Source organism: Streptomyces sp. S6 (assembly GCF_054880855.1).
Map to the genome: position 1 here is coordinate 1 of NZ_JBTYMC010000035.1, position 23,407 is coordinate 23,407.

Sequence of the window (23,407 nt, forward strand, 5' to 3'; positions counted from 1 at the left end):
CGGTACCGGACTTACGGTCCGAACGAGTTGCCCGCACCCCGCGGCGCCCGGGTGTGGCGGCGGTTCGCGGCCCAGTTCACCGACCTGTTCGCGCTCGTCCTGGTCACCGCGCAGCACCTCAAGGAGCGCGTCCGCCAGCCGCACCGCCGGGCGTCCGCCACGGTGGCCACGGAGGCGTTCGACGTCCCCGCAGAGGAGCCCGAAGCGGCGCCCGAGCCCGAGGACCCCGGACTGCTCGCCCTGGCCGCCGACCGCCGCGCGCTCGTCGAGCAGACCGACCACGCGGAGTGGGTCGACCAGCAGCGCGAGCGGCAGCGCCGCCCCGACCACGGCGACAGCTGGGACCCCGTCCCCGTGCCCCTGCCGACGTACGTCACCGCCCCCGTCGCCCCGCGCGCGACGTCCGACGTCGACCTCGGCGCCCCCGACACCTGGAGCTCCGCCCGCTCCAGCGCCGTCACCCCCGAGACGGAGGCCGAACCGGCCCTCCCCGAACCCCCGGACGCCGACGACGCCTCCCGCGCGGACGGCGACGAACGCTCCGACGCCCGCCGCGCCGCTTCCGCCCGCCGCTCCCGCGAACGCGGCCGCACCCCCCTGTTCGACCAGTACGAGGACGGCGAGCGCCCCCGTGCCGCCAACGAGTGACCACCCACCCCGTGACCTGCACCCGGACTCCCCGCTCCCTCGCGATACGGATTTCCGAGCACTCCTCCGAGGGTGCTAGAGTTTCACTCGTTGCAAGGGCCTGTGGCGCAGTCCGGTAGCGCACCTCGTTCGCATCGAGGGGGTCAGGGGTTCGAATCCCCTCAGGTCCACCTGGCAACAACCGCCCGCTATGCGAGGGCAGTTGAGAAGGCTCCATCCAATCGGATGGGGCCTTCTGCGTTGTCCGGGGGCGGTGGCTGACGGGGTGTCCGTACGGTGGTGGGGTTTTTTCTGGGGTGGGTGGTGGAATTCCGGTCTTGGCGGAGGGTGGGGGCTTGGTGCTGTTCAGCGTCCGCCGAAAAGACCGTGGCCTGCGACGTATCACCCTGAACGGAGACAGACCCTGTTCACCCAAGAGCCGTCCCCGCCCGTTGTCCTGCTTCCTCCCGAGGTCCTCCACCGCGCGGACGGGACGGTCGTCTGGCACACCGGTCTCGTCCGCAGCCCGATTGGTGCGGTGCTCAGCCTGATCATCGACGCCGAGCAGGAGGTTTTCGCGGACGCGGCGTGGGAGGACTTCGATCCCATCGGGCCCGCTGGGATGACGCTGCGGGGGCCGGACAGTTCCGGGTTTCTCGTGCCGTTCCCGGACACCGAACGGCAGCCTCGCCGATATCGCGTCACCGGTGTCATCGGCCCCGGCGTCGATCTGAGCGGTGCGTGGCTGGAGTTCTGGATCCGGCCGCTCGACCTGCACTGTCTGCGGTTCCTCGGGGAGCCTGGAGACGGGGAGGTGCTGCCTTTCGCGGTCCAACCGCAGGTGCTGTACCGGAGGGAGGGGAGAATCGTGTGGCATCCGGGGGTGGTTCGCGGGCCGAGCGGCATGTTCGCCTCCCTCCGTGTTCAGGCCGAAGGCGGTGAGGGAAGCGAACTCCTCGGCAACGGGTGGGAACTGGGCGACCGGCCGGCCGGCGCCCCACTGCCCTTGCGGATCACCGCGCAGTACGGGAACACCCGCACCGAGATCTCCGACTCCGTCTCCGGGAGCGAGCGCACCCTTCAAGCGCACGGCTGGCTCCCGTCCGCGCAGGGGGCGGACCCTCACGTGCACTACGACGTGTCCCCGTTGGGGGTGCACGTCGTACAGCGCGCAGGGGACACCGATTTCGCGCCGTAGCCGGGAAAGGATCTGCTCCGGAATGGGAAGCGATCTTCAACGAGGCGCCACCACCCCAGGCCAGACATACTCGTGAACACCCCACCTGGCAACAATCGCCCGCTATGCGAGGGCAGTTGAGAAGGCCCCATCCAATCGGATGGGGCCTTCTGCGTTGTCCGGGGGCGGTGGCTGGCGGGGTGTCCGGGCAGTGCTGGGGAGTTGGGCCGGGGAGCTGGGCCCACCTTGGTCAACTCGACAGACATGTCGCGAGGTTCAGGCCAACTGCCCTTCGGCGCAGAACCGGTTGCCTTGCTCTTGCTCACGTTCGTCGCGATGGCGGCACCGGGGCTCAGTCGCGCAGGAAGTACAGGACCGTCATGGCCGCCGCCGTCGTCAGGACGATGCCCTGGAGGAGGCGGGAGGGCAGACGGCGGCCCAGGTGGGCGCCGGCGAAGCCGCCGATGACCGCGCCTGCCAGGAGGGCCGTGAGATGGCGTGGAGCGCTCAAGGCGTCGGAGGAGATGAGGAACAGGGCCGCCGCGCTCAGGTAGACGGCCGTCACCTGGGCCGTGCGCATCGGATTGCCGGTCGCCGCGTCGAGGCCTGTGCCGACGCTCCACAAGGCCATCATCAGGATGCCTACGGCTCCGCCGAAGTATCCGCCGTACACACCGAGCGCGAACTGGCTCGCCAGGAGGGCGGGTGGGGACAGCAAGGCCGTGCGTCCCCGAGAGGAGGCGAGTGCGCGGGAGAGGCGGGGGCCGCAGGCCAGGGTGACCGTCGCGAACGCCAGCAGCCAGGGCACCGCCGCGTCGAAGGACGACGCCGGGAGGGCCAGCAGGAGTCCCGCGCCGACCGCGCCTCCCAGGACGCTGATCGCCGTCAGTGACCGCGTCGGCACCGCTCCTACCTGCCTGATCTCCCGCCGGTACACCCAGGCGCTCGCCACGGAACCGGGTACGAGCGCGACCCGGGAGACGGCGTTCGCGGTGACCGGCGGCACGCCGAGGGCGACGAGGGCGGGCAGCGCGACGAACGTCCCGCCGCCCCCGACGGCGTTCAGGGCGCCGGAGGCGACACCGGCCAGCAGGACGATCAGTAACTCGGACACACGCCGAGCATCCGGTACGACCGGCACGCCCACAATGCGTGATCGACACATCCTGCCTAAGGCTCCGCCATAGGCTGAGCGCCGTGCGCTACGACCTGGACGACCTGCGGCTCTTCCTGCACATCGTGACGGAGGGGTCCATCACGGCCGGCGCCCGCAGGATGCACCTGAGCCTCCCGTCGGCCAGCGCACGCGTACGCGCGCTGGAGCGCCAGGCCGAAGTCGCCCTCCTGGTCCGCGAACGGCGAGGCGTACGGCCCACCCCGGCCGGCACGACCCTCGCCCGGCACGCGCGCGACGTGCTCGACAGCACCGCCCGCCTGGAGAGCGCCGTCGCCAGCTACAGCCGTTCCCCCACGGCCCCGCTCGTCCTGCTGGGCGGCGGCTCCGCCATGCACCGGCTCGTCCCGCGCGCCCTGTTGACGTTCCTGGGCGCGCACCCCGACGCCGACGTCACGGTCTGCGAGAGCCCCAGCCTCAGGACGGTGCGCAGGCTCGCCGACGGGGAGGCGGACCTGGGGGTCGTCCTGGACGCCGAGGCCCGTGACTGCGGGCTGCGGACGGAACCCCTGGGCGACGACTCCCTCGTCGTGGTCGGACAGGCCGGGGGGATTCTCTCCGGGCGGACGTCCCTGTCGTACGCCGAGGTCGCCGAGCATCCGCTCGTCGGGCTCGACGAGAGTTCCTCGCTGCGCCGCTGGATCGAACGCCGGCTGGGGCCGCACGCCCCGGTCGTGCGGTACCGGACGACCGTCGTCAGCCTGAACGTGCTGGTCGCGCTCGCGGCGGGCGGCGTCGGCCTCGCGGTCGTCCCGCGCCGGGCTCTCGATCCGGGGCAGCGGCTCGACGTGTGCGAACTCCAGGACCCGTGGGCGCGGCGGCGCCACCTGTTGGCCTGGGGCGTCAGGGACAGCCCCAGGACGGCCGTCACGGCCCTGGCGGACCACTTGAGGCAGGCGGGCCTCTCGGAGGCTGTTTCCGGGGCGTAGGGGGTGGCGGGGCAGGTGGGTCGGGCCCTCGCTGGTTTCGGGTTCGGCTACAACTGCTTCGCGTAACAGCGGCTCGACTCCGAGTGGCGGTAGTAGCCGAACTTGGGGCAGGGCTCGTAGCCGCTGGAGGTGTAGAGGGCGATGGCCTCGGGTTGCTCGGTGCCGGTTTCCAGGACCATGCGGGTGCGGCCGGCGGTGCGGGCGTCGTCCTCCAGGGCGGCGAGGATGCGGCGGGCGAGGCCGTGGCCGCGCATCTCGGAGATGACGAACATGCGCTTCAGTTCGGCGTCGCCGTCCGCGTTGCCCTCGTCGTTCTGGTCCTGGCTGCGCCAGCCGCCGGTGGCGACGGGGCGGTCGGAGCCGTCGTAGGCGATGAGGTAGAGGCCCCGGGGTGGCTGGAAGTCGGAGGGGGCCAGGTGGGTGGCGTCGCCTTCGCCGCCGTAGCGCTTCTGGTACTCGGCCTGGACCTCGTCGTTGAGCTTGACGGCGTCGGGGTGGTCGAAGGGACGGCGGCGTATGTTCATGCGGTTCACTGTACTTCTATGCGTAATGGGAGGGTGAGTGGTTATCCGGGCTCGGTCCAGTGTGCCGGTATCGTTCCGGCGGGCTGACGGTGACCAGGGTGAAGGTGTCACGTGGCCGCGATGTGAGAGGCGAGTGTTGTGCTCACCGTGACGACCGTGAACGTGAACGGGTTGCGTGCCGCCGCGAAGAAGGGGTTCGTGGAGTGGCTCGCGGAGACCTCCGCCGATGTGCTGTGCCTTCAGGAGGTGCGGGCCGAGGAGAAGCAGCTGCCTGAGGAGGTGCGGGCGCCGGAGGGGTGGTTCGTCACCCATGCGCCGGCCGCTGCCAAGGGGCGGGCCGGGGTCTCGCTGTACACGCGGCGCGAGCCGGATGCGGTGCGGGTGGGGTTCGGGTCGGCGGAGTTCGACGACAGCGGGCGGCATGTCGAGGCCGAGCTGCCCGGGGTCACCGTCGTCTCGCTCTACCTGCCGTCCGGTGAGGTCGGGACCGAGCGGCAGGACGAGAAGATCCGGTTCATGGACGAGTTCCTCGCGCATCTCAAGGAGCTGCGGGTGCGGGCCGCCGGTGAGGGGCGGGAGGTTCTTGTCTGCGGTGACTGGAACATCGCCCATCAGCAGGCCGATCTGAAGAACTGGCGTGGCAACACGAAGAACTCCGGGTTCCTGCCGGAGGAGCGGGAGTGGTTGAGCGGGGTGTTCGACGAGGGGGACGGGGGATACGTCGATGTCGTGCGGGCGCTGCATCCCGATGCGGAGGGGCCGTACTCGTGGTGGTCCTATCGGGGGCGGGCGTTCGACAACGACACGGGGTGGCGGATCGACTATCACGTCGCGACGCCGGGGCTGGCGGGGAAGGCGGTCAAGGGGTATGTGGAGCGGGCGGCCACGCATGGGGAGCGGTGGTCGGATCATGCGCCGGTGACGGTGGTGTATGAGGTGTGAGGGGGTGGGGGTGCGTTGTCGGGTGGGGGTGCGGGTGCGGGTGCGTTGTGGCTGGTCGCGCAGTTCCCCGCGCCCCTGAGGTGGGTTGGCGGTGTCGTGGTGTGTCGGGCGCGGGTGCGTTGTGGCTGGTCGCGCCCACGCGGCGGAGCCGTGGATCGATACAGACCTGCGCCCCTGAAACCCGGTGGCCGTCTGCTGTCTGTCGCCTGCCGCCCGGCGCCTGCTGTGCGCCGGGCGGCACTCGCCGGGGCTGGTTGGTTTCGCCCGCTGCCCCAGCCCCAGCGTCGGCCCCGGCCCGCTGTTCGACGCCCCGCCGTCCGATGACCGCTACTCCGCCTCGTGCAGGCGCCGGTCCAGGGAGAGGGACAGTTCCGCGTCGATGATGGCTTTGGCCAGGGGGCGGAGGCGGGGGAGTTGGGTGGGGGGGAGGTGGTGGAGGAGGGTGGTGGTGAAGAGGTCGGCGAGGGCGTCGGTGTGGGTGCGGACCTCGTGGGCGGCGGAGAGGATTGCTGAGAGGGGGATGCCTTCTCGGACCAGGGTGGAGGAGACGTCCAGGAGGCGGCGGCTGATGTGGACGATCTCGTCGCCGTCGGTGCCGAGGTAGCCGAGGGAGAGGGCGGCGGCGAGGTTCTCCGGGGTGATCTGGCCTTCGAAGCGGGCGGCGAGTTCTTCCGGGGTGAGGTGGACGGGTTCTTCTTCCGTGGGGGTCACGCCCAGGAGGTCGGCCACGTCGCGGCCGTGGTCCAGCGCTTCGGCGAGTTCGGCGATGCCGTTCAGGGTGTGGCCGCGTTCCAGGAGTGCGGCGATGGTGTGCAGACGGGCGAGGTGATGGTCGTCGTACCAGGCGATACGGCCCTCGCGGCGCGGCGGGGCGAGGAGTTTGCGCTCGCGGTAGAAGCGCAGGGTCCGCACGGTGATGCCGGCCAGTGAGGCCAGCTCCTCCATGCGGTACTCGCGCTGCGCCGCGTTCTCGTCCTGACTGTCCACCACGCCCCGACCTTATGTCGTACCGACGGTAACTTTCCCCCGTCCGACCCCTACCCATCGGTAAGGGGTTGCCCTACAGTCCGACTGTGCCAGTGATTACTGGCGCGATTGCGCGAAGGAGGGCGTCCCATGGCCGGACGCGAGCATGTGCGGGTGGCGGTGGTCGGGTCCGGGTTCGGCGGGCTCGGGGCGGCCGTACGGTTGCGGCGTGAAGGGGTCACCGACTTCGTGGTCCTGGAACGGGCGGACAGTGTGGGCGGCACCTGGCGGGACAACAGCTATCCCGGGTGCGCCTGCGACGTGCCGTCGCACCTGTACTCCTTCTCCTTCGCGCCCAACTCCGAGTGGCCGCGCACCTTTTCGGGACAGGGCCACATCCGCGCCTACCTGGAGAAGGTCGCCGACGTCTTCGGCATCCGGCCGCACCTGCGGTTCGGCTCCGAGGTGAAGCGGATGGAGTGGAACGCGGAGCGGCTGTGCTGGGACATCGAGACGGCGTCCGGTGAACTCTCCGCCGACTTCGTCGTCTCGGCGACCGGCCCGCTCTCCGACCCGAAACTGCCGGACGTCCCCGGCCTGGAGACGTTCCCCGGCGAGGTCTTCCACTCCGCGCGCTGGAACCATGACTTCGACCTGCGCGGTAAGCGCGTCGCCGTGATCGGCACCGGCGCCTCCGCGATCCAGATCGTGCCGGCGATCCAACCCCTCGTCTCCGGACTGACGTTGTTCCAGCGCACCCCCGCCTGGGTCATGCCGCGGGTGGACCGGGCGATCACCGGCGCCGAACGCGCCCTGCACCGCAAGCTCCCGTTCACGACGAAAGCGCGGCGCGGACTGCTGTGGGGGATCAGGGAGTTGCAGGTCCAGGCGTTCACCAAGCACCCCAACGAACTCGGTTTCGTGGAGCAGTTGGCCAAGAGGAACATCGCCCGGTCCATCAAGGACCCCGCTCTGCGGGCCAAGTTGACGCCGGACTATCGCATCGGCTGCAAGCGCATCCTGCTGTCCAGCGCCTACTACCCGGCGCTCGCCCGGCCCAACGTGGACGTCGTCGCGAGCGGCCTCGCCGAGATCCGGGGCTCCACCCTGGTCGCCGCCGACGGCAGCACGGCGGAGGCCGACGCGATCGTCTTCGGCACCGGCTTCCACGTCACCGACATGCCGATCGCCGACCGCGTGACCGGCGCCGACGGCCGTACGCTCGCGGAGAGTTGGGAGCGCGGTGGCATGGAGGCGCTGCGGGGCGCGACGGTTCCCGGGTTCCCGAACTGGATGACGGTCATCGGGCCCAACACGGGCCTCGGCAACTCCTCGATGATCCTCATGATCGAGTCGCAGCTCAACTACATGGCCGACTATCTCCGCCAACTCGACGTCCTGGGCGGCAAGTCGGCGCTCGACGCCCGGCCCAGCGCCGTGCACCGGTGGAACCGGCGGGTGCAGGACCGGATGGAGCGGACCGTCTGGAACACCGGGGGCTGCGTCAGCTGGTACCTCGACGTGCAGGGCCGCAACACGACCGTCTGGCCCGGCACGACCAGCGAGTTCCGCCGCGCCACCCGCCGCGTCGACCTCGCGGAGTACGAGGTGTTGCGGGTACCCGACTCCGGTGAGAACAAGGGTAGTTACGACGCCGCCGAGGTGACCGCGTGAAGACCCTCACCGCCACTTCCCGGGACGGCTCACCCCTCCACGTCGAGATCCACGGCCCCGAGAACGCCCCGGCCGTCGTCCTCGTCCACGGCTGGACCTGCTCAACTCACTTCTGGGCGGCCCAGATCGAGGACCTCTCCCGCGATCACCGGGTCATCGCCTACGACTTGCGCGGTCACGGCAGGACGCCCGCGAGCCCCGTGTCCAGTACGGGGGCTCTGGCCGACGACCTCGAAGCGGTGCTGCTGGCCACCCTCGCGCCCGACGAGAAGGCGGTGGTCGCCGGTCACTCGATGGGCGGCATGACGGTCATGGCCGCCGCGACCCGGCCCGCGTTCCGTGCGCACGTCGCGGCAACTCTCCTGTGCAGCACGGGCAGTTCGCACCTCGTCGACGCGTCGGAGGTCGTTCCCCTCGGGGCGGGCGCGGTGCGCACCTGGCTGACGAGCAGGATCCTCGGGTCGAAGGCGCCGCTCGGGCCGGTCACGCCCCTCGGCAAGCGGGTCCTCAAGTACGCGACGATGGGCCCCGGTTCGGCGCCCGAGGCGGTCGACAGGTGCGCGCGGATCGTGCACGCCTGTCCGCGCAAGGTGCGGTACGCGTGGTCGAAGGTCCTCGAAGGGCTCGATCTCGACGGCGACGTACGGCAGTTGACCGTCCCCACCGCTGTCGTCGCAGGCAGCGCCGACCGGCTCACCCCGCCTGTCCACGCCCGCGCCATCGCCGCCGCGCTGCCCAACTCCCTCGGGCTCACCGAGTTGTACGGGATCGGCCACATGACGCCCGTCGAGGCGCCGGACGCCGTGACCGGGCGGATACGTGAACTGAGCATCACCTACACCCAGTTGAAGGAGGGCGCATGAGTAAAGTGAGCCTCGACGGTCAGGTTGCCGTCATCACCGGGGCGGCACGTGGCGTCGGTGAGCTGCTGGCCCGGAAACTCTCCGCACGCGGGGCGACCGTCGCGCTCGTCGGGCTCGAACCCGAGGCGCTCAAGGAGGTCTCCGAGCGGCTGCACGGGGAGAGCGGGCACTGGTACGCCGACGTCACCGACCAGGACGCCATGAACCAGGTCGCGGCCGAGGTGAAGGAGCGGTTCGGGAAGGTCGACATCGTCGTCGCCAACGCCGGGGTCGCCACCGGGGGGACGTTCCTCGACTCCGACCCCGACGTGTGGCGGCGTGTCATCGAGGTCAACCTCATCGGGTCCGCCGTCACCGCGCGCGCGTTCCTGCCGGTCCTCATCGAGAGCCGCGGCTATCTCCTCCAGATCGCCTCCCTCGCCGCGCTCACCCCGGCGCCGATGATGAGCGCGTACTGCGCGTCCAAGTCGGGCGTCGAGGCGTACGCGCACAGCCTGCGTGCCGAGGTCGGGTACCGGGGGGTGCGGGTCGGCGTCGGCTACCTCTCCTGGACCGACACCGACATGGTGCGTGGCGCCGACCAGGACGACGCCATGCGTGAACTCCGGGGGCGGCTGCCGTGGCCCGCCGGCAAGACGTATCCCCTGGGGCCCGCTGTCGAGCGCATCGTCGACGGTATAGAGCGGCGGTCGAGTCATGTGTACGGGCAGTGGTGGCTGCGGGGGATGCAGGGGGTGCGCGGGTACCTCCCCGGGGTGATCGGGTCGGTCGGGGGCCGGGAGATGCGGCGGATGGCTCCCAAGGTGTCCGGGATGCGGGTGGGGTTGGTGGGGGCGGGGGGTTCCGCCGACGAGGAGGCGAGAAGCCGGCGGTAGGGGGGACGCCTGGAGTACTAGGGGGCGCTTGCCGACTCCGGCGTCCACCGACTCCGGCGCCGTCCGAGCCGGTCTCCCCGCACCCCGTAGCTCTCCGGAGCCACATCCCCTACCCCTTCAGAGCTACCTCCGCAGAGCCACACCCCCTACCCCTCCCGAGGCGGCAGCTTCGGCCGCGACCGGTCCGGTACCCCCCGGTGATCCGGCGGACTCGCCACCACCCCCCGCTCCAGCAGCTCCAGCGCCAGCCCCACCGCGTCGTCCAACTGCGCGTGCCGCCCCTCGGCCCAGTCGAGGGGCGTTCGCAGGGCCTCCATGTCGGGGTCGACGCCCCGGTTCTCGACGGACCAGCCGTACGCGTCGAACCAGGCCGCGTTCATGGGGACGGTGATGACGGTGCCGTCGCCGAGTTCGTGGCGGCCGGTCATGCCGACCACTCCGCCCCAGGTCCGCTGACCGACCACCGGTCCGATCCTGAGGAGTTTGAACGCGGCGGTGATCATGTCGCCGTCGGAGGAGGTGGCTTCGTCGGCGAGGGCGACCACCGGGCCACGGGGGGCGGTCGAGGCGTACGACACCGGCTGGGCGTCTCGGGTGAGGTCCCAGCCGAGGATCGTGCGGGAGAGCTTCTCGACGACCAACTCGCTGATGTGGCCTCCCGCGTTGCCGCGGACGTCGACGATCAGCGCGGGACGGGACACCTCCATCCGCAGGTCCCGGTTGAACTGGGCCCACCCGGAGCCACCCATGTCCGGGATGTGCAGGTACCCGCACCGGCCGCCGCTCAACTCCCGTACGACATCACGGCGTTTGGCCACCCAGTCCTGATAGCGCAGGGGGCGGTCGTCGGTCAGCGGCACGACGGCCACCCGGCGAGGAGGCCGCCCGCCCTCCGGCCCGCCCGCTGCCCCGTCCCCCTCCACGAACGTCAGCTCCACCGTCGTACCCCCCGCCCCCGCGAGCAGCGGAAACGGTCCGGTCACCGGATCAACCGCACGGCCGTCCACATGAGTCAGCACCGCCCCCTCCCGAATTCCCGTCCCGGCGAGGGGAGATCGCGCCCTGGAGTCGGAGGAGTCGCCGGGCAGGACCCGGGCCAGTACCCAACTGCCGTCCCGGCGAAGGAAGTCGGCGCCCAGCAGGCCCTGGAGGCGCTGGTAGTGGGGTGGCCCCTCGTTGCGGCGGGCGGCGGCGACGTACGCGTGGGACGTGCCCAGTTCGCCGACGACCTCGCGCAGCAGATCGGCGAACTCGTCGGGGGAGGCGACGCGTTGGACCAGCGGGCGGTACTGGGCGAGGACCGCGTCCCAGTCGATGCCGCACATCCCGGGGTCCCAGAAGTACGCGCGGATCAGCCGCCCGGCCTCCTCGTAGGACTGCCGCCACTCCGCGCCGGGGTCGACCTCGTGGAGGATGCGGCGCAGGTCGATCCAGACGGTGGAGTCGCTGTCGCCGGGCTCGGTGGCGGGGACGGCGCGCAGCTCGCCCTCGTCGACGACGACCAGCCGCGTGCCGTCGCCGCTGAGCGCGAACCAGTCGAGGTGGTCCACGAGTTCGGACTTCTTGGCCTTGCTGATGGTGAAGTGTTCGAGGGTGGGGCGCTCGCTGGTGTCGGCCGGGTTGGCGAAGGTCTCGCCGAGGGCGCCGGAGATCGGCCAGCGCAGCCAGACCAGACCGCCGCCGGCGACCGGGTGCAGCGCCGAGTACTTGGAGGCGGGGACCGGGAACGGGGTGACCCGGCTCTCCAGGCCCTCCACCTCGACGGTCACCGTGCCGCCGTCCTCGGACTCGGCTTCGGCGGGGAGGGGGTCCAGGCCGCCTGCCGCCGGGCGGCCGTCGGGGTTCAGGGCGAACGGGGAAGGGGTGGCCGAGGAGAGGGGGACCAAGTAGGGGCGACACCCCAGGGGAAAGGAGAGGTCGCCCGTGTGGACGTCGTAGACCGGGTCGAAGCCGCGCCAGGACAGGAACGCGAGGTAGCGGCCGTCGCTGGTGAAGACCGGATTCTCGTCCGCGAAACGGCCGTTGGTGACGTCGACGATCAGCCGGTCCTTCATCCGGGCCAGCTTGATCTGCCGCAGGGAGCGGCCGATCCCGGGGTGCGACCAGGCGAGCCAGGACCCGTCCGGGGAGAACGCGAGATCCCTTACGGGGCCGTTCAGGGACTGGATGAGCTCGGTCAGGGACCCGGATTCGGAGACATCCAGCAACAGCACCCGCCCGTCGTGCGAAGCGATCGCCAGCCGCTCCCCCTCCGGATCGGACACCATCTCCAGGACCCGTCCCAGCTCCCCCGACGCCAGCCGCCGTGCGGCCCGCTCCCCGCTCGCGCGCGGGAGGTAGGCGATCTCGACCGCGTCCTCCCCCTCCGCGTCGGTGACGTAGGCGATCTGGCCGCCCGACCCCAGCATCTCGGGGAGTCGTACCCGTACCCCTGGGGTATCGGCGATGGTCCGGGCGGGACCGTCCCGGTGGGTCAGCCAGTAGAGGCTTCCCCGTACTACTACGGCGCTGGCCCGGCCCGTCTCGTCGACCGAGACGCCGTCGACGTGCTGCGCCGCCGGGATCTGGTAGGGCCGTCGGCCTGCGCGGGGACCTCCGAGGCGGATGTCGAGGCGGCGGGGTTCGGCGCCGGGGGAGAGGTCCTCGACGAGCCAGAGGTCGCCGGCGCACTGGTAGACCACCCGGGTGCCGTCGGTCGAGGCGGCTCGGGCGTAGAAGGCGTCGTGGTCGGTGTGCCGGCGCAGGTCGGAGCCGTCGTAGGCGCAGGAGTAGAGGTTGCCGACGCCCTCGTGGTCGGAGAGGAACGCGACGCGTCCGCCGACGAAGAGGGGGGTGGAGAGGTGGCCGTCCACCTCCGGGAGGAGACGGCGGCCGTGCAGCCACAGGCGGCCCGTCGCGCCGCCCCGGTACCGCTTCCAGGCGGCCGGTTCGTGCGGTGGGGTGCCGGTGAGCAGGAGGGTCCGGCGTTCGCCGTCGATGTCCGCGACCTGGAGGTCGCTCACCGGGCCCCAGGGGAGGGGGCCGCCCGGGTCGCCGTCCGTGGGGACGTCGTAGGCCCAGGTGAAGTAGGAGAAGGGCTGGTTGTGGGAGGCGACGGCCAGGATGTGGCCCTCGGGGGTCCAGCCGCAGACGCGGGTGTCGGCGCTCCCCCAGTGGGTGAGCTGCCGGGTCCGGCCGCCGTCTACGGGTACTACGTGGATCTCGGGGACCAGGCTGCGCCAGTTCGTGCAGGCGATCTCGGTGCCGTCGGGGGAGAAGCGGGGGTGGCCGGTCTTGGTGCGGTCCACGGTGAGGCGCCAGGCGCGGCCGGGGCCGTCGAGGGGGGCCAGCCAGAGGTCGTCCTCGGCGACGAAGCACAGGAGGTCGCCGCTGAGGTGGGGGAGGCGCAGGTAGCTCACGGTTTCTATGCTTTTCCGGGGCCGGGGGCGCAGCAACTCAGAGTCTGCCGGTGTATCGCGCAGGTGATCGCTTACACGTTCTTCACAGACGTGACTCATGACACGTACGAAACCGTTTCGTTTCGCTTGCGGGCTCGGGTATCTTCATGGACGTAGGAAGAAACGCGGAGAGCGGAAGGGCCGGCCATGACTGAAGTCGCAACGGCGCGTCGCAGTCGTATCACGCCCGAACGCGAGGCGGAGTTGTACGACGCCGTCCTCGACCTGCTCCGCGAGGTCGGCTACGACGCCCTCACCATGGACGCCATCGCCACCCGCACCCGCTCCAGCAAGGCCACGCTCTACCGCCAGTGGGGCGGCAAGGCCGAACTGGTCGTCAGAGCCATCCGGCACAACAAGCCCGACGCGGCGCACGACATCGACACCGGCTCACTGCGCGGCGACCTGCGCGCGGCGATCATGCTGGAGGACGACTGCACGCACGAGCAGAACTCGGCGCTGATGCGGGGCGTCGCCATGGCGATGCACAACAACCCGGATCTGCGCGAGGCCCTGCGGGCGCTGCTGATCGACCCGGAACTCTCCGACTTCCACCAGGTGATCCAGCGGGCCGTCGACCGGGGTGAAGTCCGCGCGGACTGCCCGGCGTTGGGTTTCATGCTGCACATGCTGGTCGGCGGTTTCGCCACCCGCATGCTGCTCGACGACCAGCCGCCCACCCAGGCGTTCCTGCTCTCCTACATCGACGCGGTGGTGCTCCCCGCACTCGGCGTCGACCCCACAGCCTGATCCCCCTCCCCGAAACTCCACGACCAACCCCCCCTTGCCTGACGCCCATTTGACGTAACCGCTCACGTCGTCGGGCCGATCGACGCTGCCCGCGAAGGGCTCCCCTCCCCATGGGCTCCCGCCCAGGGTAATCCCCACCGTCGATCACCCCTGCCCTGAACACCCCACGACTGACCGGGAGTACGCCTCCGTGGCCACGTTCCTCTACAAGCTGGGCCGGCTGTCCTTCAGACGACGGCACCTCGTCGCCCTCATCTGGATAGCCCTGCTGACCCTCGCCGGGGTCGGCGCCGCCAACGCCCCTGTCGCCGGGGAGAGTTCGTTCTCCATCCCCGGCACGGAGGCCCAGAAGACCTTCGACCTCCTCGAACAGCGCTTCCCCGGCGCCTCGGCCGACGGCGGCACCGCCCGGGTCGTCTTCAAGGCACCCGCCGGCGAGAAGATGACGGACGCCGAGAACAAGGCGACCGTCGAGAAGACCGTCAAGGAACTGAGCGGCGGCGCCGAAGTCGCCTCCGTCACCGACCCGTTCACCACCCACGCGGTCAGCCAGAACGGCACGGTCGCCTTCGCGTCCGTCAAGTACAAGGTGCAGGGCGTGGAGTTGGCGGACTCCTCGCGCGACGCGCTCAAGAAGGCCGCCACCGAGGCGCGGAGCACCGGGCTGACCGTCGAACTCGGCGGCGACGCGCTGAAGGAGGCCGGCGAAGCACCGGTCGGTGAGGTCATCGGCATCGCCGTCGCCGCGCTCGTCCTCGTCGTCACGCTCGGCTCGATCGTCGCGGCGGGGCTCCCGCTGCTCACCGCGATCATCGGCGTCGGCATCGGCATCTCGACCATCACCGCCCTCGCCTCCACGCTCGACCTCGGCTCGACGACGTCCACGCTGGCCTCGATGATCGGCCTCGCCGTCGGCATCGACTACGCCCTGTTCATCGTCTCCCGCTACCGCAGCGAACTCGCCGACGGGCGTGACCGGGAGGAGGCCGCCGGGCGCGCGGTCGGCACCGCCGGGTCGGCGGTCGTCTTCGCCGGGCTGACGGTCATCATCGCGCTGGCCGGGCTCTCCGTCGTCAACATTCCGATGCTGACGAAAATGGGTGTCGCCGCCGCGGGTACGGTCGCCGTCGCCGTCCTCATCGCGCTGACGATGGTTCCCGCGCTGCTCGGGTACGCGGGGCGGAAGGTCTCGCAGGCCGGGGAGAAGAGCAAGCTGTTCGGGAAGGGCAAGGGCAACTCCGAGCAGGCCAACTCCGCGCAGAGCAATGCCGGTCAGGGAGTCGGTGTCGTCGACAGGCCGAACATGGGCACCCGTTGGGCCCGCTTCGTGCTGCGTCGGCCGATTGCCGTGCTGGCGTTCGGAGTTGTCGGGCTCGGGGCGATCGCGCTGCCCGTCAGCCAGCTCCAACTCGGCATGCCGGACGACGGATCGAGGCCGACGTCCAGCACGCAGCGCCGCGCCTACGACCTGCTCTCCGAGGGCTTCGGGCCCGGCTTCAACGGCCCCCTGATGGTCGTGCTCGACGCGAAGGACAGCAAGGACCCGAAGGCCGCCGCGACCACCGTGTCCGACGACATCAAGGGAATCAAGGGAGTTCGGGCCGTCACCCCGGCGACCTTCAACCAGGCCGGTGACACGGCGGTGATCACCGTCACCACCGACTCGAAGCCGGCGTCGGCGGAGACCGAGGACATCGTCCACGCGATCCGCGGCGAGGCGGCCGGGATCAAGGCCGATACCGGTGCGCACGTCCTGGTAACCGGTACCACAGCGGTCAACATCGACATCTCGCAGAAGATGAACGACGCGCTGATTCCCTACCTGGGCCTGGTAGTTGGCCTCGCCTTCCTCCTGCTGATCCTCGTCTTCCGCTCGATCCTGGTCCCGCTCAAGGCGGCCCTCGGGTTCCTGCTCTCCGTCCTCGCCGCGCTCGGCGCCGTCGTCGCGGTCTTCCAGTGGGGCTGGCTGGCGAGCGCCCTCGGGGTCGACCAGACCGGTCCGATCATGTCGATGACGCCGATCTTCCTGGTCGGCGTGGTCTTCGGACTCGCCATGGACTACGAGGTGTTCCTCGTGACGCGGATGCGTGAGGCGTACGTCCACGGGGAGCGGCCCGGCGAGGCGATCGTCACCGGCTTCAAGTACGGGGCGCGCGTCGTCTCCGCCGCCGCCGTCATCATGATCGCCGTGTTCGCCGGGTTCATCACCGCCAGCGAGTCCATGATCAAGATGATGGGCTTCGGCCTCGCGATCGCCGTCCTCTTCGACGCGTTCGTCGTCCGCATGGTCATCGTGCCGGCCGTCCTCGCGCTGCTCGGCGCGAAGGCGTGGTGGCTGCCGAAGTGGCTCGACCGCGCCTTGCCCAACGTCGACATCGAGGGCGAGGGGCTGCGCACCGAAGCGGATCGCTCCGCGAAGAAGGACGACGACAAGGAACTGGTGCACGCGTAACTCGCGCCGTATGAGCCGCCGGTGAGGGTCCGTGGGGACGGGGAGCCCTCACCGGCACCGACCTGCCTGTTGTCGACGCGGGGTGTCTGAGTACGGGTGCTCATGCGGACGGCGCTGTCGGCGCCGAAGATGGGTGACGTCCCGGACACCCGTCCGGGCGTGAGGAGTTGTGGTGCGCCCAGACACGTACGCGAGGCTCTACGGACCGTGGCGTCCTCAACCCCCGACGCCTCGACCGGCGTTGACCGTGGTGACGGTCCTGCTGTGGACCCTCCTCCTGAACTCCCTGGGCCTGCTGCTGTTCTACGTCGGCTTCTTCGCGCTCTGGGTCTGGTCGGAAGGGGCCACCGGGTCGCAGCCGGCTGAGTTCGTCATGCTCTGCGCGGCGGGCCTCCTCGGCGGCGCCGCCCTCCTGACGGGCCTCGCCTTCACACCGCCCCTGCGTCAACTCTCCCTCCTCACGCGGATGTTCGTCCTGGGACTGCTGGCCCTCCCCGTGCCGGTCGGGGTTCTGATGTGGGCAGGGGTGATGGCCGGCTGAGTCGGCTTTCTCACGTACGCGGCTGAACAACCGTCTCCGGAGGGGTAGTCAGTTCGATCAGGAAGTCCTGGTCGGTGGCGCCGGAGCAGCGGCCCTGGACGATTTCCGTTCCGCTCGCCGTGTCCTGGTCGCGCAGGCTCAGGCACCAGTCGGTGCTGAGGGGACGGATACGGAAGCGGGTGGCCGTCGTCGGGCCGAAGCGTTCGATGCGGAACTGCTGGGATCGGTTCGTGTCGGCGCAGTCGTCGCGGGGTTCGAGCAGGTTCCGGCCGGGTCCGGCCGACAGGACCGTCAGGCAGCCGATGCCGTACTTCGGATGGTGCCACTGGATCCGGACGACGTCCTCGGCCACGGGTTCGAGGAAGACCTGCGGCAAGTCGGCGTCCGTGCAGGGACGTTGAGCGGCGACGGCGGTCTGTACGCGTGGGGGCGGTGGAGAGGAGGGACTGTCGCACGGCTCAAGCCCTGTGCGGGAGTTGGCGCGCTGGGCGCTCTGCTCTCCTTCACCGCCTACGCGTTGGTCCTGTGGGCGCAGACGCGTGCCGAACTCGCGCCGATCGCCGCGCTGCGGGAGTCGTCGATCATCGTGGGGGCCGCGATCGGGGCGGTGTTCTTCAAGGAGCGGTTCGGGGTGTCGAGGGTTGTCGCGTCGGGAGTGCTTGTCGTGGGGATCGGATTGATGCTGCGCGGCGGGTGAGTCACCCCAGAGGGAGGGCGTCCTGGTAGCCGTTCGACGGGCGGTCGATCTTCTTCAACGTGTGGGCGTCCAGGGCCACTTCGGCGGATGGGGTGCCGAGGGTGCCGGTGGGGTGCCAGGTTCCGGTGATCGATACCCAGGTGTCGGACTCGGGGGGTGTCACGCCGTACACCTTCACCTTCATGGACTGGGCGTCTGCCGCGCAGCAGCTGAGGATGAGGCGGGTCAGGTACCACTGGTGCCCGGTGGAGGCGGGGGTGACGAAGCCGGTCATGGTGACCGGGCGGTGGGCGATGGCTTTCGTGCGGTCCTGTTGGACGCGGGACGCGAAGTCGCCCAGGGTGATGGGGAGGGGGGAGGTCGTGGGGAGGGGGTCGAAGCCGTCCTCCGGGGTTGCCGCAACCGCTTTCGGGGCTTCTCTGGACGCCGTGTACGCACCCAATGAGGGTGGCGCGTACAGCAGGAGGCTCAGTGCCGGGAGGAACAACAGCCAAGCCGTGCGCGGGACATGGGAGTCGTGCGAGTTCCGGTGGCGGTATGCCGACCAGCCCTCCGCCAGGCCCAGCAGCAGGAGGACGACGCCGGAGGCGATCAGCAGGGGGCGCATCCCCTCCTTCACGTAACGCAGGAACACGTCCGTGAACAGGGCGACTTGGAGGAGACCGGCGCCGGTCAGGGTCAACAGGGCTGCCTGGAGTGCGCGTTTCACAGGAGGACCCCTCCGATCAGGGCCGCGCAGAGCACCGCCACGACCGTCGTCGCCGCCGAGAAGCGCCACGCGAACTCCCGGCCGAACGTGCCGGCTTGGAGGGCGATGAGCTTGAGGTCGACCATCGGGCCCACGACCATGAACGTCAGCCGCGCGGTGGGGGAGAAGCCGGTCAGGGACGCCGCGACGAACGCGTCCGCCTCCGAGCAGACCGCGATGACGACCGCCAGGGCGGCGAGGAACAGCACCGACAGCCAGGGGGAGCCCGCGAAGGTGTCCACCCAGGTGCGGGGGACGGCGACGTTGAAGGTGGCCGCCGCCATCGCGCCGATCACCAGGAACCCGGCCGCGTGCAGGAAGTCGTGCTGGAAACCCTCCCTGAACTCCGCCCAGCGGCTGCGCCCTTGCTCGTGTCCCGTGTGCCGCACGGCCGGCTTCAGCCACTCCTCCCGGCCGAACCGCAGCCACAGCCAGCCCATCAGGGAAGCCGCCGCGAGGGAGGCGACCAGGCGGGCGACGGCCATCATCGGAGCGCCGGGGAACGCAACTGCCGTCGCCGTCAGGACAATTGGGTTCACGGCCGGTGCCGAGAGGAGGAACGCGAACGCCGCCGCCGGGGCAACTCCCCTGCCGATGAGGCTGTTTGCCACCGGGACCGAGGCGCACTCGCAGCCCGGGAGGACGACTCCCGCCACCCCGGCGACCGGGACCGCCAGTGCCGGGCGCTTCGGGAGGGCCCTGCGGAACACCGATGCCGGGACGAACGCGTTGATCGCGCCCGACAGGGCCGTCCCCAGGAGGAGGAAGGGGAGCGCCTGCACGGTGACCGACAGGGCCACCGTCCGCCACGCCTGCATCGCGGGGGCGTCACCCCAGCGGCCGAGGGCGACGAGGAGGGTGCCGGGGAGCAGGGCGGCGGCGAGCAGGAGGAGGGGGCCGTGGCGGGGCCAGGGAGGCGTTTCGGCGTCGTCTTCCTGTATGTGCGCCTCGACTGCCGTCGGACCCATTCCCGCCCCTGCCGGTCGTCGTCACATGTCCTTTACAAGGTTCGACCAACATACCGGGCAGGGTGCGGGGGTCTCACTCACCCCTTCAGCGACTCACGTACCGCTCTTACCAGCGCCTGCGGCCTCGGGTCGGCGGTGACTGTCTTGCGGAAACCGTTGGTGACGTAGCCGAAGGCGATGCCCGATTCGGGGTCCGCGAAGGCGAGCGGGCCGCCTCGGCCGGGGTGGCCGAAGGAGGTGGGGGAGAGGAAGGGGGAGGCGGGACTGTGGAGCATGTAGCCCAGTCCGAAACGGGAGTTGACGATCAGGACACGGTCGGGGCCCGACGACTGTGCTGTGCGGGCGAGTTCGAGTGTCGCCGGGGTGAACAGGCTTGGCTCGCCGTCCAGTTCGCCGATCAGGGACGCGTAGACGCGGGCCAGGCCGTCGGACGTCGCGAAGCCGGTGGAGCCGGGGAGGGCCGCCGCGCGGTACGCCGGGTCGTTCTCGTCGACGTCCGCGATCGCGCCGAAGGCGCGGCGGGTGAGGGAGCCCGGGTTCGCGTACGCCTCGGTGATCGCCGGTTTAGGGCGTGCCTTGAGGGTGCCGGGGGACTCCGTCGTCGTCTCCACCGTCGCCGTGCGGCCTGCCCGCCAGGCCTGTTCCGGTGGCAGGCCCAGCCAGAAGTCGGCCCCCGCCGGTCCTGTGATCTCGGTGGCGATCCACTCCGCGATCGGGCGGCCGGTCAGGCGGCGGACCAGTTCGGCGGTGGTCCAGCTGAAGGTGTGCGGGTGGTAGCCGTGGGCCTCGCCCGGCGTCCACGCGGGGGGCTGCGCCGCGACCGCCGCCGCGCTCAGGTCCGGGTCTGACGCCTCGGCGACCGTGAGGGGGCGGTCCAGGACGGGGACGCCGGCGCGGTGGGAGAGGAGGTGGCGGACGAGGGTGTGTTCCTTGCCGGCGGTCTTGTACTCGGGCCAGTACGTGGCGAGCGGGGCGTCGAGGTCCAGGGTGCCGCGCTGGTGGAGGAGGAGCAGGGCGGCTGCTGTGACGCCCTTGGTGGCGGAGCGGACGATCTGGGCGGTGCTCTGCCGCCAGGGCTCGGCGTCGGGGGACCACGGGTCGGCACCGTCGGCGTCCCTCGTCCCCGCCCACAGGTCGACGACCTTGCGGCCGTGTCGGTACACCGTCACCGCCGCACCTTGTTCGCCCAGCGACGCGAAATTCCTCACGAACGCGTCTCTGACAGGCTCGAAGCCGTCGGCCACCGTACCGTTCACCGCAGTCCTCTCGGGTTGCCTTTGGATGCCGGGTGCAACGCTCGGGGCAAGCCTGCGATTCCTGGGTTACACAAGCGGTTACTGGGTGTTGCCGGGGGTTTTCGGGTGTGTGGTTCCGGGCGGGGCCCGGGGTCTCAGCCCAGGAGAATCGTTACGTCGATGTTCCCGCGAGTGGCGTTGGAGTACGGGCAGACCTGGTGGGCGGCGTCGACCAGTTGAGCGGCGATCTCGGGGTCCAGGATGGGGAGGGAGACGCTGAGGGCGACGGCCAGGCCGTAGCCCTTGGTGCGGTTGGGGCCGATGCCGACCTTGGTGGCGACGGTCGATCCGGTGAGGTCGTAGCCGGCCCGATTCCCCACCAGGATCAGGGCGTTGTGGAAGCACGAGCTGTAGCCCGCCGCGAACAGTTGCTCCGGGTTCGTGCCGTTTCCGTCGCCGCCCAGCTCCGGCGGCATCGCCACCTTCAGCTCGATCTGGCCGTCCTGGCTCGTCACGTATCCGTCCCGGCCGCCGTGGGCCGTCGCCTCCGCGACGTACATGATTTTCGTCGGGCGCGTGTCGACGGCAGCGCTGTCCGTCATGGCGGGACCTCCCCCGGTGTGCCGATTTACCTCGTGCACAAGGTACTGGCCGGTAGGTGGAGGTGTGGAGGTGGGGGGTGATAACCGAGGGTAACGCCAGGTGGGGGGTGTGGAGGGGGTGGGGAGGAAGTGGGGAGGTGAGACTTGGGTGGGGGGCGTTCCATGGGCGCCGACACCGATATCCCGCTGCCCGTCGACCCCTCCCTCTCCCCCTCCGCCACCCCCGATCCGAGCCCCTATGGGCACCCCCTCACCGCCCCCTCCGAGCAACCCCCTCCGCCCGTTCCGCCAGCCCCCACAACTCCGCCCGCAGCCGCGCCGCATCGGCGTTGTCCATGCCGGTTGCCGAGAGGAGGGTGTTCGGGACGAGGGCGGCGCGGTGTTGGAGGTCTTTGCCCAGGGGCGTGCAGGAGACGAGGATGGCGCGTTCGTCGTGGGGGGAGCGGGTGCGGTGGATGAGGCCGGCGGTTTCCATGCGTTTCAGGAGGGGGGACATGGTCCCGTAGTCCAGGTGGAGGGTGGAGAGGAGCTGTTTGACCGTGGTCTCGCCCTGGTCCCAGAGAGCCAGAAGGACCAGGTACTGGGGGTAGGTGAGGTTCAGCTCGTCCAGTAGGGGGCGGTAGGCCGCGGTCACTGCGCGCTGGGCGGCGTAGAGGGCGAAGCAGAGCTGGTCGTCCAGGTGCGTGGAGCCCTGGGTCTCCGGGTTCGTCACGCGCCCATTGTGGCGGAGCGGGGGTCGAAGCCGAACGGCAGCTCCAGGCGGTGGGTGCGCATCAGGTCGGGGTTCGACAGCACCTCCGCGGTGAGACCGTCCGCCGCGATCACGCCCTCGCTGAGGATCAGGGAACGGGTACACAACTCCAGCGCGTACGGCAGGTCGTGGGTGACCATGAGGACGGTGACGTCCAACGCGCGCAGGATGTCGGCGAGTTCACGGCGGGACGCGGGATCGAGGTTGGACGACGGCTCGTCCAGGACCAGGATCTCCGGGGACATCGCCAGCACCGTCGCCACGGCGACCCGTCGGCGCTGCCCGAAGGAGAGGTGATGCGGCGGACGGTCCTTGAACGCCCCCATCCCGACCTGTTCGAGGGCGTCGTCCACCACCTTCTCCAGCTCGGCGCCCTTCAGCCCCGCGGCGGCCGGGCCGAACGCGACGTCCTCCCGGACCGTCGGCATGAAGAGCTGGTCGTCGGGGTCCTGGAAGACGATGCCGACGCGGCGCCGGATCTCGGCCATGTGCCTTTTGCCGACGGGGAGTCCGGCGACCCGCACCTCACCCGCACCCCCGGTGAGGATGCCGTTCAGATGGAGCACGAGGGTGGTCTTGCCGGCCCCGTTCGGCCCCAGCAGGGCCACGCGTTCGCCGCGCGCGATGCTGAAGTCGACGCCGAACAGCGCCTGATGGCCGTCCGGATACGCGAACGCCAGGCCCGAGACCTCAAGTGAAGCTGTCACAGCACCCATCCCAGCAGACAGACCCCGAGTGCCGCGACCGGCAGGGCCAAGGCGTACGACCATTGCGCGCGCGAGGCGTCGACCTCGTCGATGACCGGCATCGACCCGGCGTACCCCCGGCTGACCATCGCGAGGTGCACCCGCTCACCCCGCTCGTAGGACCGGATGAACAGGGCGCCCGCGGACTTCGCGAGCACCCCCCAGTGCCGAACTCCCCGCGCCTCGAACCCCCTTGACTCCCGCGCGATCCGCATCCGGCGCATCTCGTCGGTGATGAGATCGCCGTACCGGATCATGAACGACGCGATCTGGACGAGCAGCCCGGGAAGCCGCAGCCGCTGCAACCCGAGCAGCAGCTCCCTCAACTCCGTTGTGGACGCGAGGAGTACGGACGCGGCGACCCCCAACGTCCCCTTGGCGAGCACGTTCCACGCCCCCCACAGCCCGCTCACGCTGAGGGACATCCCCAGCACCTCGACGCGTTCCCCCTCCGCCACGAACGGCATCAGCACCGCGAACGCGACGAACGGCACCTCGATCAGCAGCCTGCGCAGCAGGAACCCGGCGGGCACGCGCGCCTGGTACGCGACGACGCCCAGCAGCACCGCGTACACCCCGAACGCCCACATCGCCTCGCGCGGCGTCGACACCACGACCACCACGAACGCGAACACGGCCGCGAGCTTCGTGTGCGGCGGGAGTCCGTGCACCGGCGTGCGCCGCTTCAGGTAGAGCCGGTGGGCATGCCCGGCGCTCATAGGAACAACC

General features: G+C 70.6%; 22 protein-coding genes, 1 tRNA gene and 1 pseudogene. 12 read left to right on the forward strand and 12 right to left on the reverse strand.

Translation table 11 applies throughout. The annotated features are described in order from the left end of the window. The 3 genes from ACVNF4_RS07605 to ACVNF4_RS07615 all read left to right on the forward strand — a co-directional run. Positions 1 to 648: cation-transporting P-type ATPase (locus ACVNF4_RS07605; RefSeq protein ID WP_461801916.1), on the forward strand; the 648-nt coding region annotated here is incomplete at its 5' end. 96 nt (positions 649 to 744) lie between these two features. Further along, positions 745 to 818: transfer RNA gene (locus ACVNF4_RS07610), tRNA-Ala, on the forward strand. 347 nt (positions 819 to 1,165) lie between these two features. Continuing rightward, positions 1,166 to 1,825 carry a hypothetical protein gene (locus ACVNF4_RS07615; RefSeq protein ID WP_461801917.1) on the forward strand — a complete coding sequence of 220 codons (660 nt, stop codon included), beginning with the start codon at positions 1,166 to 1,168 and terminating at the stop codon, positions 1,823 to 1,825. A gap of 331 nt (positions 1,826 to 2,156) precedes the next feature. On the opposite strand, the gene ACVNF4_RS07620 is transcribed toward ACVNF4_RS07615, so the two are convergent. After that, positions 2,157 to 2,918: a sulfite exporter TauE/SafE family protein gene (locus ACVNF4_RS07620; protein ID WP_461801918.1), complete on the reverse strand. Its 762-nt coding sequence runs from the start codon at positions 2,916 to 2,918 to the stop codon at positions 2,157 to 2,159. A gap of 83 nt (positions 2,919 to 3,001) precedes the next feature. Here ACVNF4_RS07620 and ACVNF4_RS07625 point away from each other — a divergent pair, with 83 nt between their 5' ends. Next, complete coding sequence (locus ACVNF4_RS07625) at positions 3,002 to 3,907, forward strand: LysR family transcriptional regulator (protein ID WP_461801919.1); 906 nt, start codon at positions 3,002 to 3,004, stop codon at positions 3,905 to 3,907. A gap of 47 nt (positions 3,908 to 3,954) precedes the next feature. Here ACVNF4_RS07625 and ACVNF4_RS07630 read toward each other — a convergent pair whose 3' ends face one another. Beyond that, a complete protein-coding gene (locus ACVNF4_RS07630; protein WP_461801920.1) occupies positions 3,955 to 4,431 on the reverse strand; it encodes a GNAT family N-acetyltransferase in 477 nt (158 codons plus the stop codon). A gap of 138 nt (positions 4,432 to 4,569) precedes the next feature. Between ACVNF4_RS07630 and ACVNF4_RS07635 the strand changes: the two genes are divergently transcribed. Then, positions 4,570 to 5,373 (forward strand): exodeoxyribonuclease III, encoded by an 804-nt coding sequence (locus tag ACVNF4_RS07635; protein ID WP_461801921.1) that lies wholly within the window; start codon positions 4,570 to 4,572, stop codon positions 5,371 to 5,373. A 327-nt stretch (positions 5,374 to 5,700) separates the two neighbouring features. Here ACVNF4_RS07635 and ACVNF4_RS07640 read toward each other — a convergent pair whose 3' ends face one another. After that, the gene (locus tag ACVNF4_RS07640; RefSeq protein WP_461801948.1) at positions 5,701 to 6,318 is read right to left on the reverse strand and encodes a MerR family transcriptional regulator; all 618 of its coding nucleotides are present in this window, start codon (positions 6,316 to 6,318) and stop codon (positions 5,701 to 5,703) included. Between the two features lie 171 nt (positions 6,319 to 6,489). Here ACVNF4_RS07640 and ACVNF4_RS07645 point away from each other — a divergent pair, with 171 nt between their 5' ends. From ACVNF4_RS07645 to ACVNF4_RS07655, 3 genes are read left to right on the forward strand one after another with little or no spacing between them, the layout of a single operon-like run. Continuing rightward, the gene (locus ACVNF4_RS07645) at positions 6,490 to 8,013 is read left to right on the forward strand and encodes a flavin-containing monooxygenase (RefSeq protein WP_461801922.1); all 1,524 of its coding nucleotides are present in this window, start codon (positions 6,490 to 6,492) and stop codon (positions 8,011 to 8,013) included. After that, positions 8,010 to 8,876: an alpha/beta fold hydrolase gene (locus tag ACVNF4_RS07650; RefSeq protein ID WP_461801923.1), complete on the forward strand. Its 867-nt coding sequence runs from the start codon at positions 8,010 to 8,012 to the stop codon at positions 8,874 to 8,876. Before ACVNF4_RS07645 ends, ACVNF4_RS07650 begins: the two co-directional genes overlap by 4 nt. Continuing rightward, positions 8,873 to 9,751 (forward strand): SDR family oxidoreductase, encoded by an 879-nt coding sequence (locus tag ACVNF4_RS07655; RefSeq protein WP_461801924.1) that lies wholly within the window; start codon positions 8,873 to 8,875, stop codon positions 9,749 to 9,751. Before ACVNF4_RS07650 ends, ACVNF4_RS07655 begins: the two co-directional genes overlap by 4 nt. Positions 9,752 to 9,897: 146 nt before the next feature. Here the strand turns inward: ACVNF4_RS07655 and ACVNF4_RS07660 are convergent, their stop codons facing one another. Continuing rightward, complete coding sequence (locus ACVNF4_RS07660) at positions 9,898 to 13,149, reverse strand: S41 family peptidase (RefSeq protein WP_461801925.1); 3,252 nt, start codon at positions 13,147 to 13,149, stop codon at positions 9,898 to 9,900. Between the two features lie 186 nt (positions 13,150 to 13,335). On the opposite strand from ACVNF4_RS07660, the gene ACVNF4_RS07665 reads away from it, so the two are divergent. The 3 genes from ACVNF4_RS07665 to ACVNF4_RS07675 all read left to right on the forward strand — a co-directional run bounded on the left by ACVNF4_RS07665 (position 13,336) and on the right by ACVNF4_RS07675 (position 16,931). Continuing rightward, the gene (locus ACVNF4_RS07665; RefSeq protein ID WP_461801926.1) at positions 13,336 to 13,938 is read left to right on the forward strand and encodes a TetR/AcrR family transcriptional regulator; all 603 of its coding nucleotides are present in this window, start codon (positions 13,336 to 13,338) and stop codon (positions 13,936 to 13,938) included. Positions 13,939 to 14,128: 190 nt separating this feature from the next. After that, entirely contained in the window at positions 14,129 to 16,390 is a 2,262-nt protein-coding gene (locus tag ACVNF4_RS07670; RefSeq protein WP_461801927.1) for an MMPL family transporter, read from the forward strand. Between the two features lie 172 nt (positions 16,391 to 16,562). Further along, the gene (locus ACVNF4_RS07675) at positions 16,563 to 16,931 is read left to right on the forward strand and encodes a hypothetical protein (RefSeq protein WP_461801928.1); all 369 of its coding nucleotides are present in this window, start codon (positions 16,563 to 16,565) and stop codon (positions 16,929 to 16,931) included. Between the two features lie 10 nt (positions 16,932 to 16,941). Here the strand turns inward: ACVNF4_RS07675 and ACVNF4_RS07680 are convergent, their stop codons facing one another. Beyond that, positions 16,942 to 17,283, reverse strand: coding sequence for an RICIN domain-containing protein (locus ACVNF4_RS07680; RefSeq protein WP_461801929.1), 342 nt, complete (start codon positions 17,281 to 17,283; stop codon positions 16,942 to 16,944). Between the two features lie 66 nt (positions 17,284 to 17,349). Here ACVNF4_RS07680 and ACVNF4_RS07685 point away from each other — a divergent pair. Beyond that, a pseudogene (locus ACVNF4_RS07685) lies at positions 17,350 to 17,628 on the forward strand (EamA family transporter); the annotation flags it as partial. Between the two features lies 1 nt (position 17,629). On the opposite strand, the gene ACVNF4_RS07690 reads toward ACVNF4_RS07685, so the two are convergent. The 7 genes from ACVNF4_RS07690 to cbiQ form a co-directional block, all read right to left on the reverse strand. Further along, positions 17,630 to 18,337 (reverse strand): TIGR03943 family putative permease subunit, encoded by a 708-nt coding sequence (locus ACVNF4_RS07690; protein WP_461801930.1) that lies wholly within the window; start codon positions 18,335 to 18,337, stop codon positions 17,630 to 17,632. Continuing rightward, positions 18,334 to 19,344, reverse strand: a complete 1,011-nt coding sequence (locus tag ACVNF4_RS07695; protein WP_461801931.1) for a permease — start codon at positions 19,342 to 19,344, stop codon at positions 18,334 to 18,336. Before ACVNF4_RS07695 ends, ACVNF4_RS07690 begins: the two co-directional genes overlap by 4 nt. Before the next feature lie 77 nt (positions 19,345 to 19,421). Further along, complete coding sequence (locus ACVNF4_RS07700; RefSeq protein WP_461801932.1) at positions 19,422 to 20,600, reverse strand: serine hydrolase domain-containing protein; 1,179 nt, start codon at positions 20,598 to 20,600, stop codon at positions 19,422 to 19,424. Positions 20,601 to 20,734: 134 nt separating this feature from the next. Further along, positions 20,735 to 21,181: an organic hydroperoxide resistance protein gene (locus ACVNF4_RS07705; protein ID WP_461801933.1), complete on the reverse strand. Its 447-nt coding sequence runs from the start codon at positions 21,179 to 21,181 to the stop codon at positions 20,735 to 20,737. Between the two features lie 250 nt (positions 21,182 to 21,431). Further along, the gene (locus tag ACVNF4_RS07710) at positions 21,432 to 21,893 is read right to left on the reverse strand and encodes a MarR family winged helix-turn-helix transcriptional regulator (RefSeq protein WP_461801934.1); all 462 of its coding nucleotides are present in this window, start codon (positions 21,891 to 21,893) and stop codon (positions 21,432 to 21,434) included. Further along, positions 21,890 to 22,648 (reverse strand): energy-coupling factor ABC transporter ATP-binding protein, encoded by a 759-nt coding sequence (locus ACVNF4_RS07715; protein WP_461801935.1) that lies wholly within the window; start codon positions 22,646 to 22,648, stop codon positions 21,890 to 21,892. The genes ACVNF4_RS07710 and ACVNF4_RS07715 overlap by 4 nt, the downstream gene beginning before the upstream one ends. Continuing rightward, complete coding sequence (gene cbiQ / locus ACVNF4_RS07720; protein WP_461801936.1) at positions 22,636 to 23,397, reverse strand: cobalt ECF transporter T component CbiQ; 762 nt, start codon at positions 23,395 to 23,397, stop codon at positions 22,636 to 22,638. The genes ACVNF4_RS07715 and cbiQ overlap by 13 nt, the downstream gene beginning before the upstream one ends. Positions 23,398 to 23,407 lie beyond the last annotated feature (10 nt).

Bases quoted from the DNA above. Each gene is read 5' to 3' on its own strand.
- ACVNF4_RS07630 (WP_461801920.1), bottom strand. From the start codon at position 4,431: ATGAACATACGCCGCCGTCCCTTCGACCACCCCGACGCCGTCAAGCTC.
- ACVNF4_RS07640 (WP_461801948.1), bottom strand. From the start codon at position 6,318: ATGGAGGAGCTGGCCTCACTGGCCGGCATCACCGTGCGGACCCTGCGC.
- ACVNF4_RS07645 (WP_461801922.1), top strand. From the start codon at position 6,490: ATGGCCGGACGCGAGCATGTGCGGGTGGCGGTGGTCGGGTCCGGGTTC.
- ACVNF4_RS07655 (WP_461801924.1), top strand. From the start codon at position 8,873: ATGAGTAAAGTGAGCCTCGACGGTCAGGTTGCCGTCATCACCGGGGCG.
- ACVNF4_RS07665 (WP_461801926.1), top strand. From the start codon at position 13,336: ATGACTGAAGTCGCAACGGCGCGTCGCAGTCGTATCACGCCCGAACGC.
- ACVNF4_RS07695 (WP_461801931.1), bottom strand. From the start codon at position 19,344: ATGGGTCCGACGGCAGTCGAGGCGCACATACAGGAAGACGACGCCGAA.
- ACVNF4_RS07705 (WP_461801933.1), bottom strand. From the start codon at position 21,181: ATGACGGACAGCGCTGCCGTCGACACGCGCCCGACGAAAATCATGTAC.
- ACVNF4_RS07715 (WP_461801935.1), bottom strand. From the start codon at position 22,648: ATGGGTGCTGTGACAGCTTCACTTGAGGTCTCGGGCCTGGCGTTCGCG.
- cbiQ (WP_461801936.1), bottom strand. From the start codon at position 23,397: ATGAGCGCCGGGCATGCCCACCGGCTCTACCTGAAGCGGCGCACGCCG.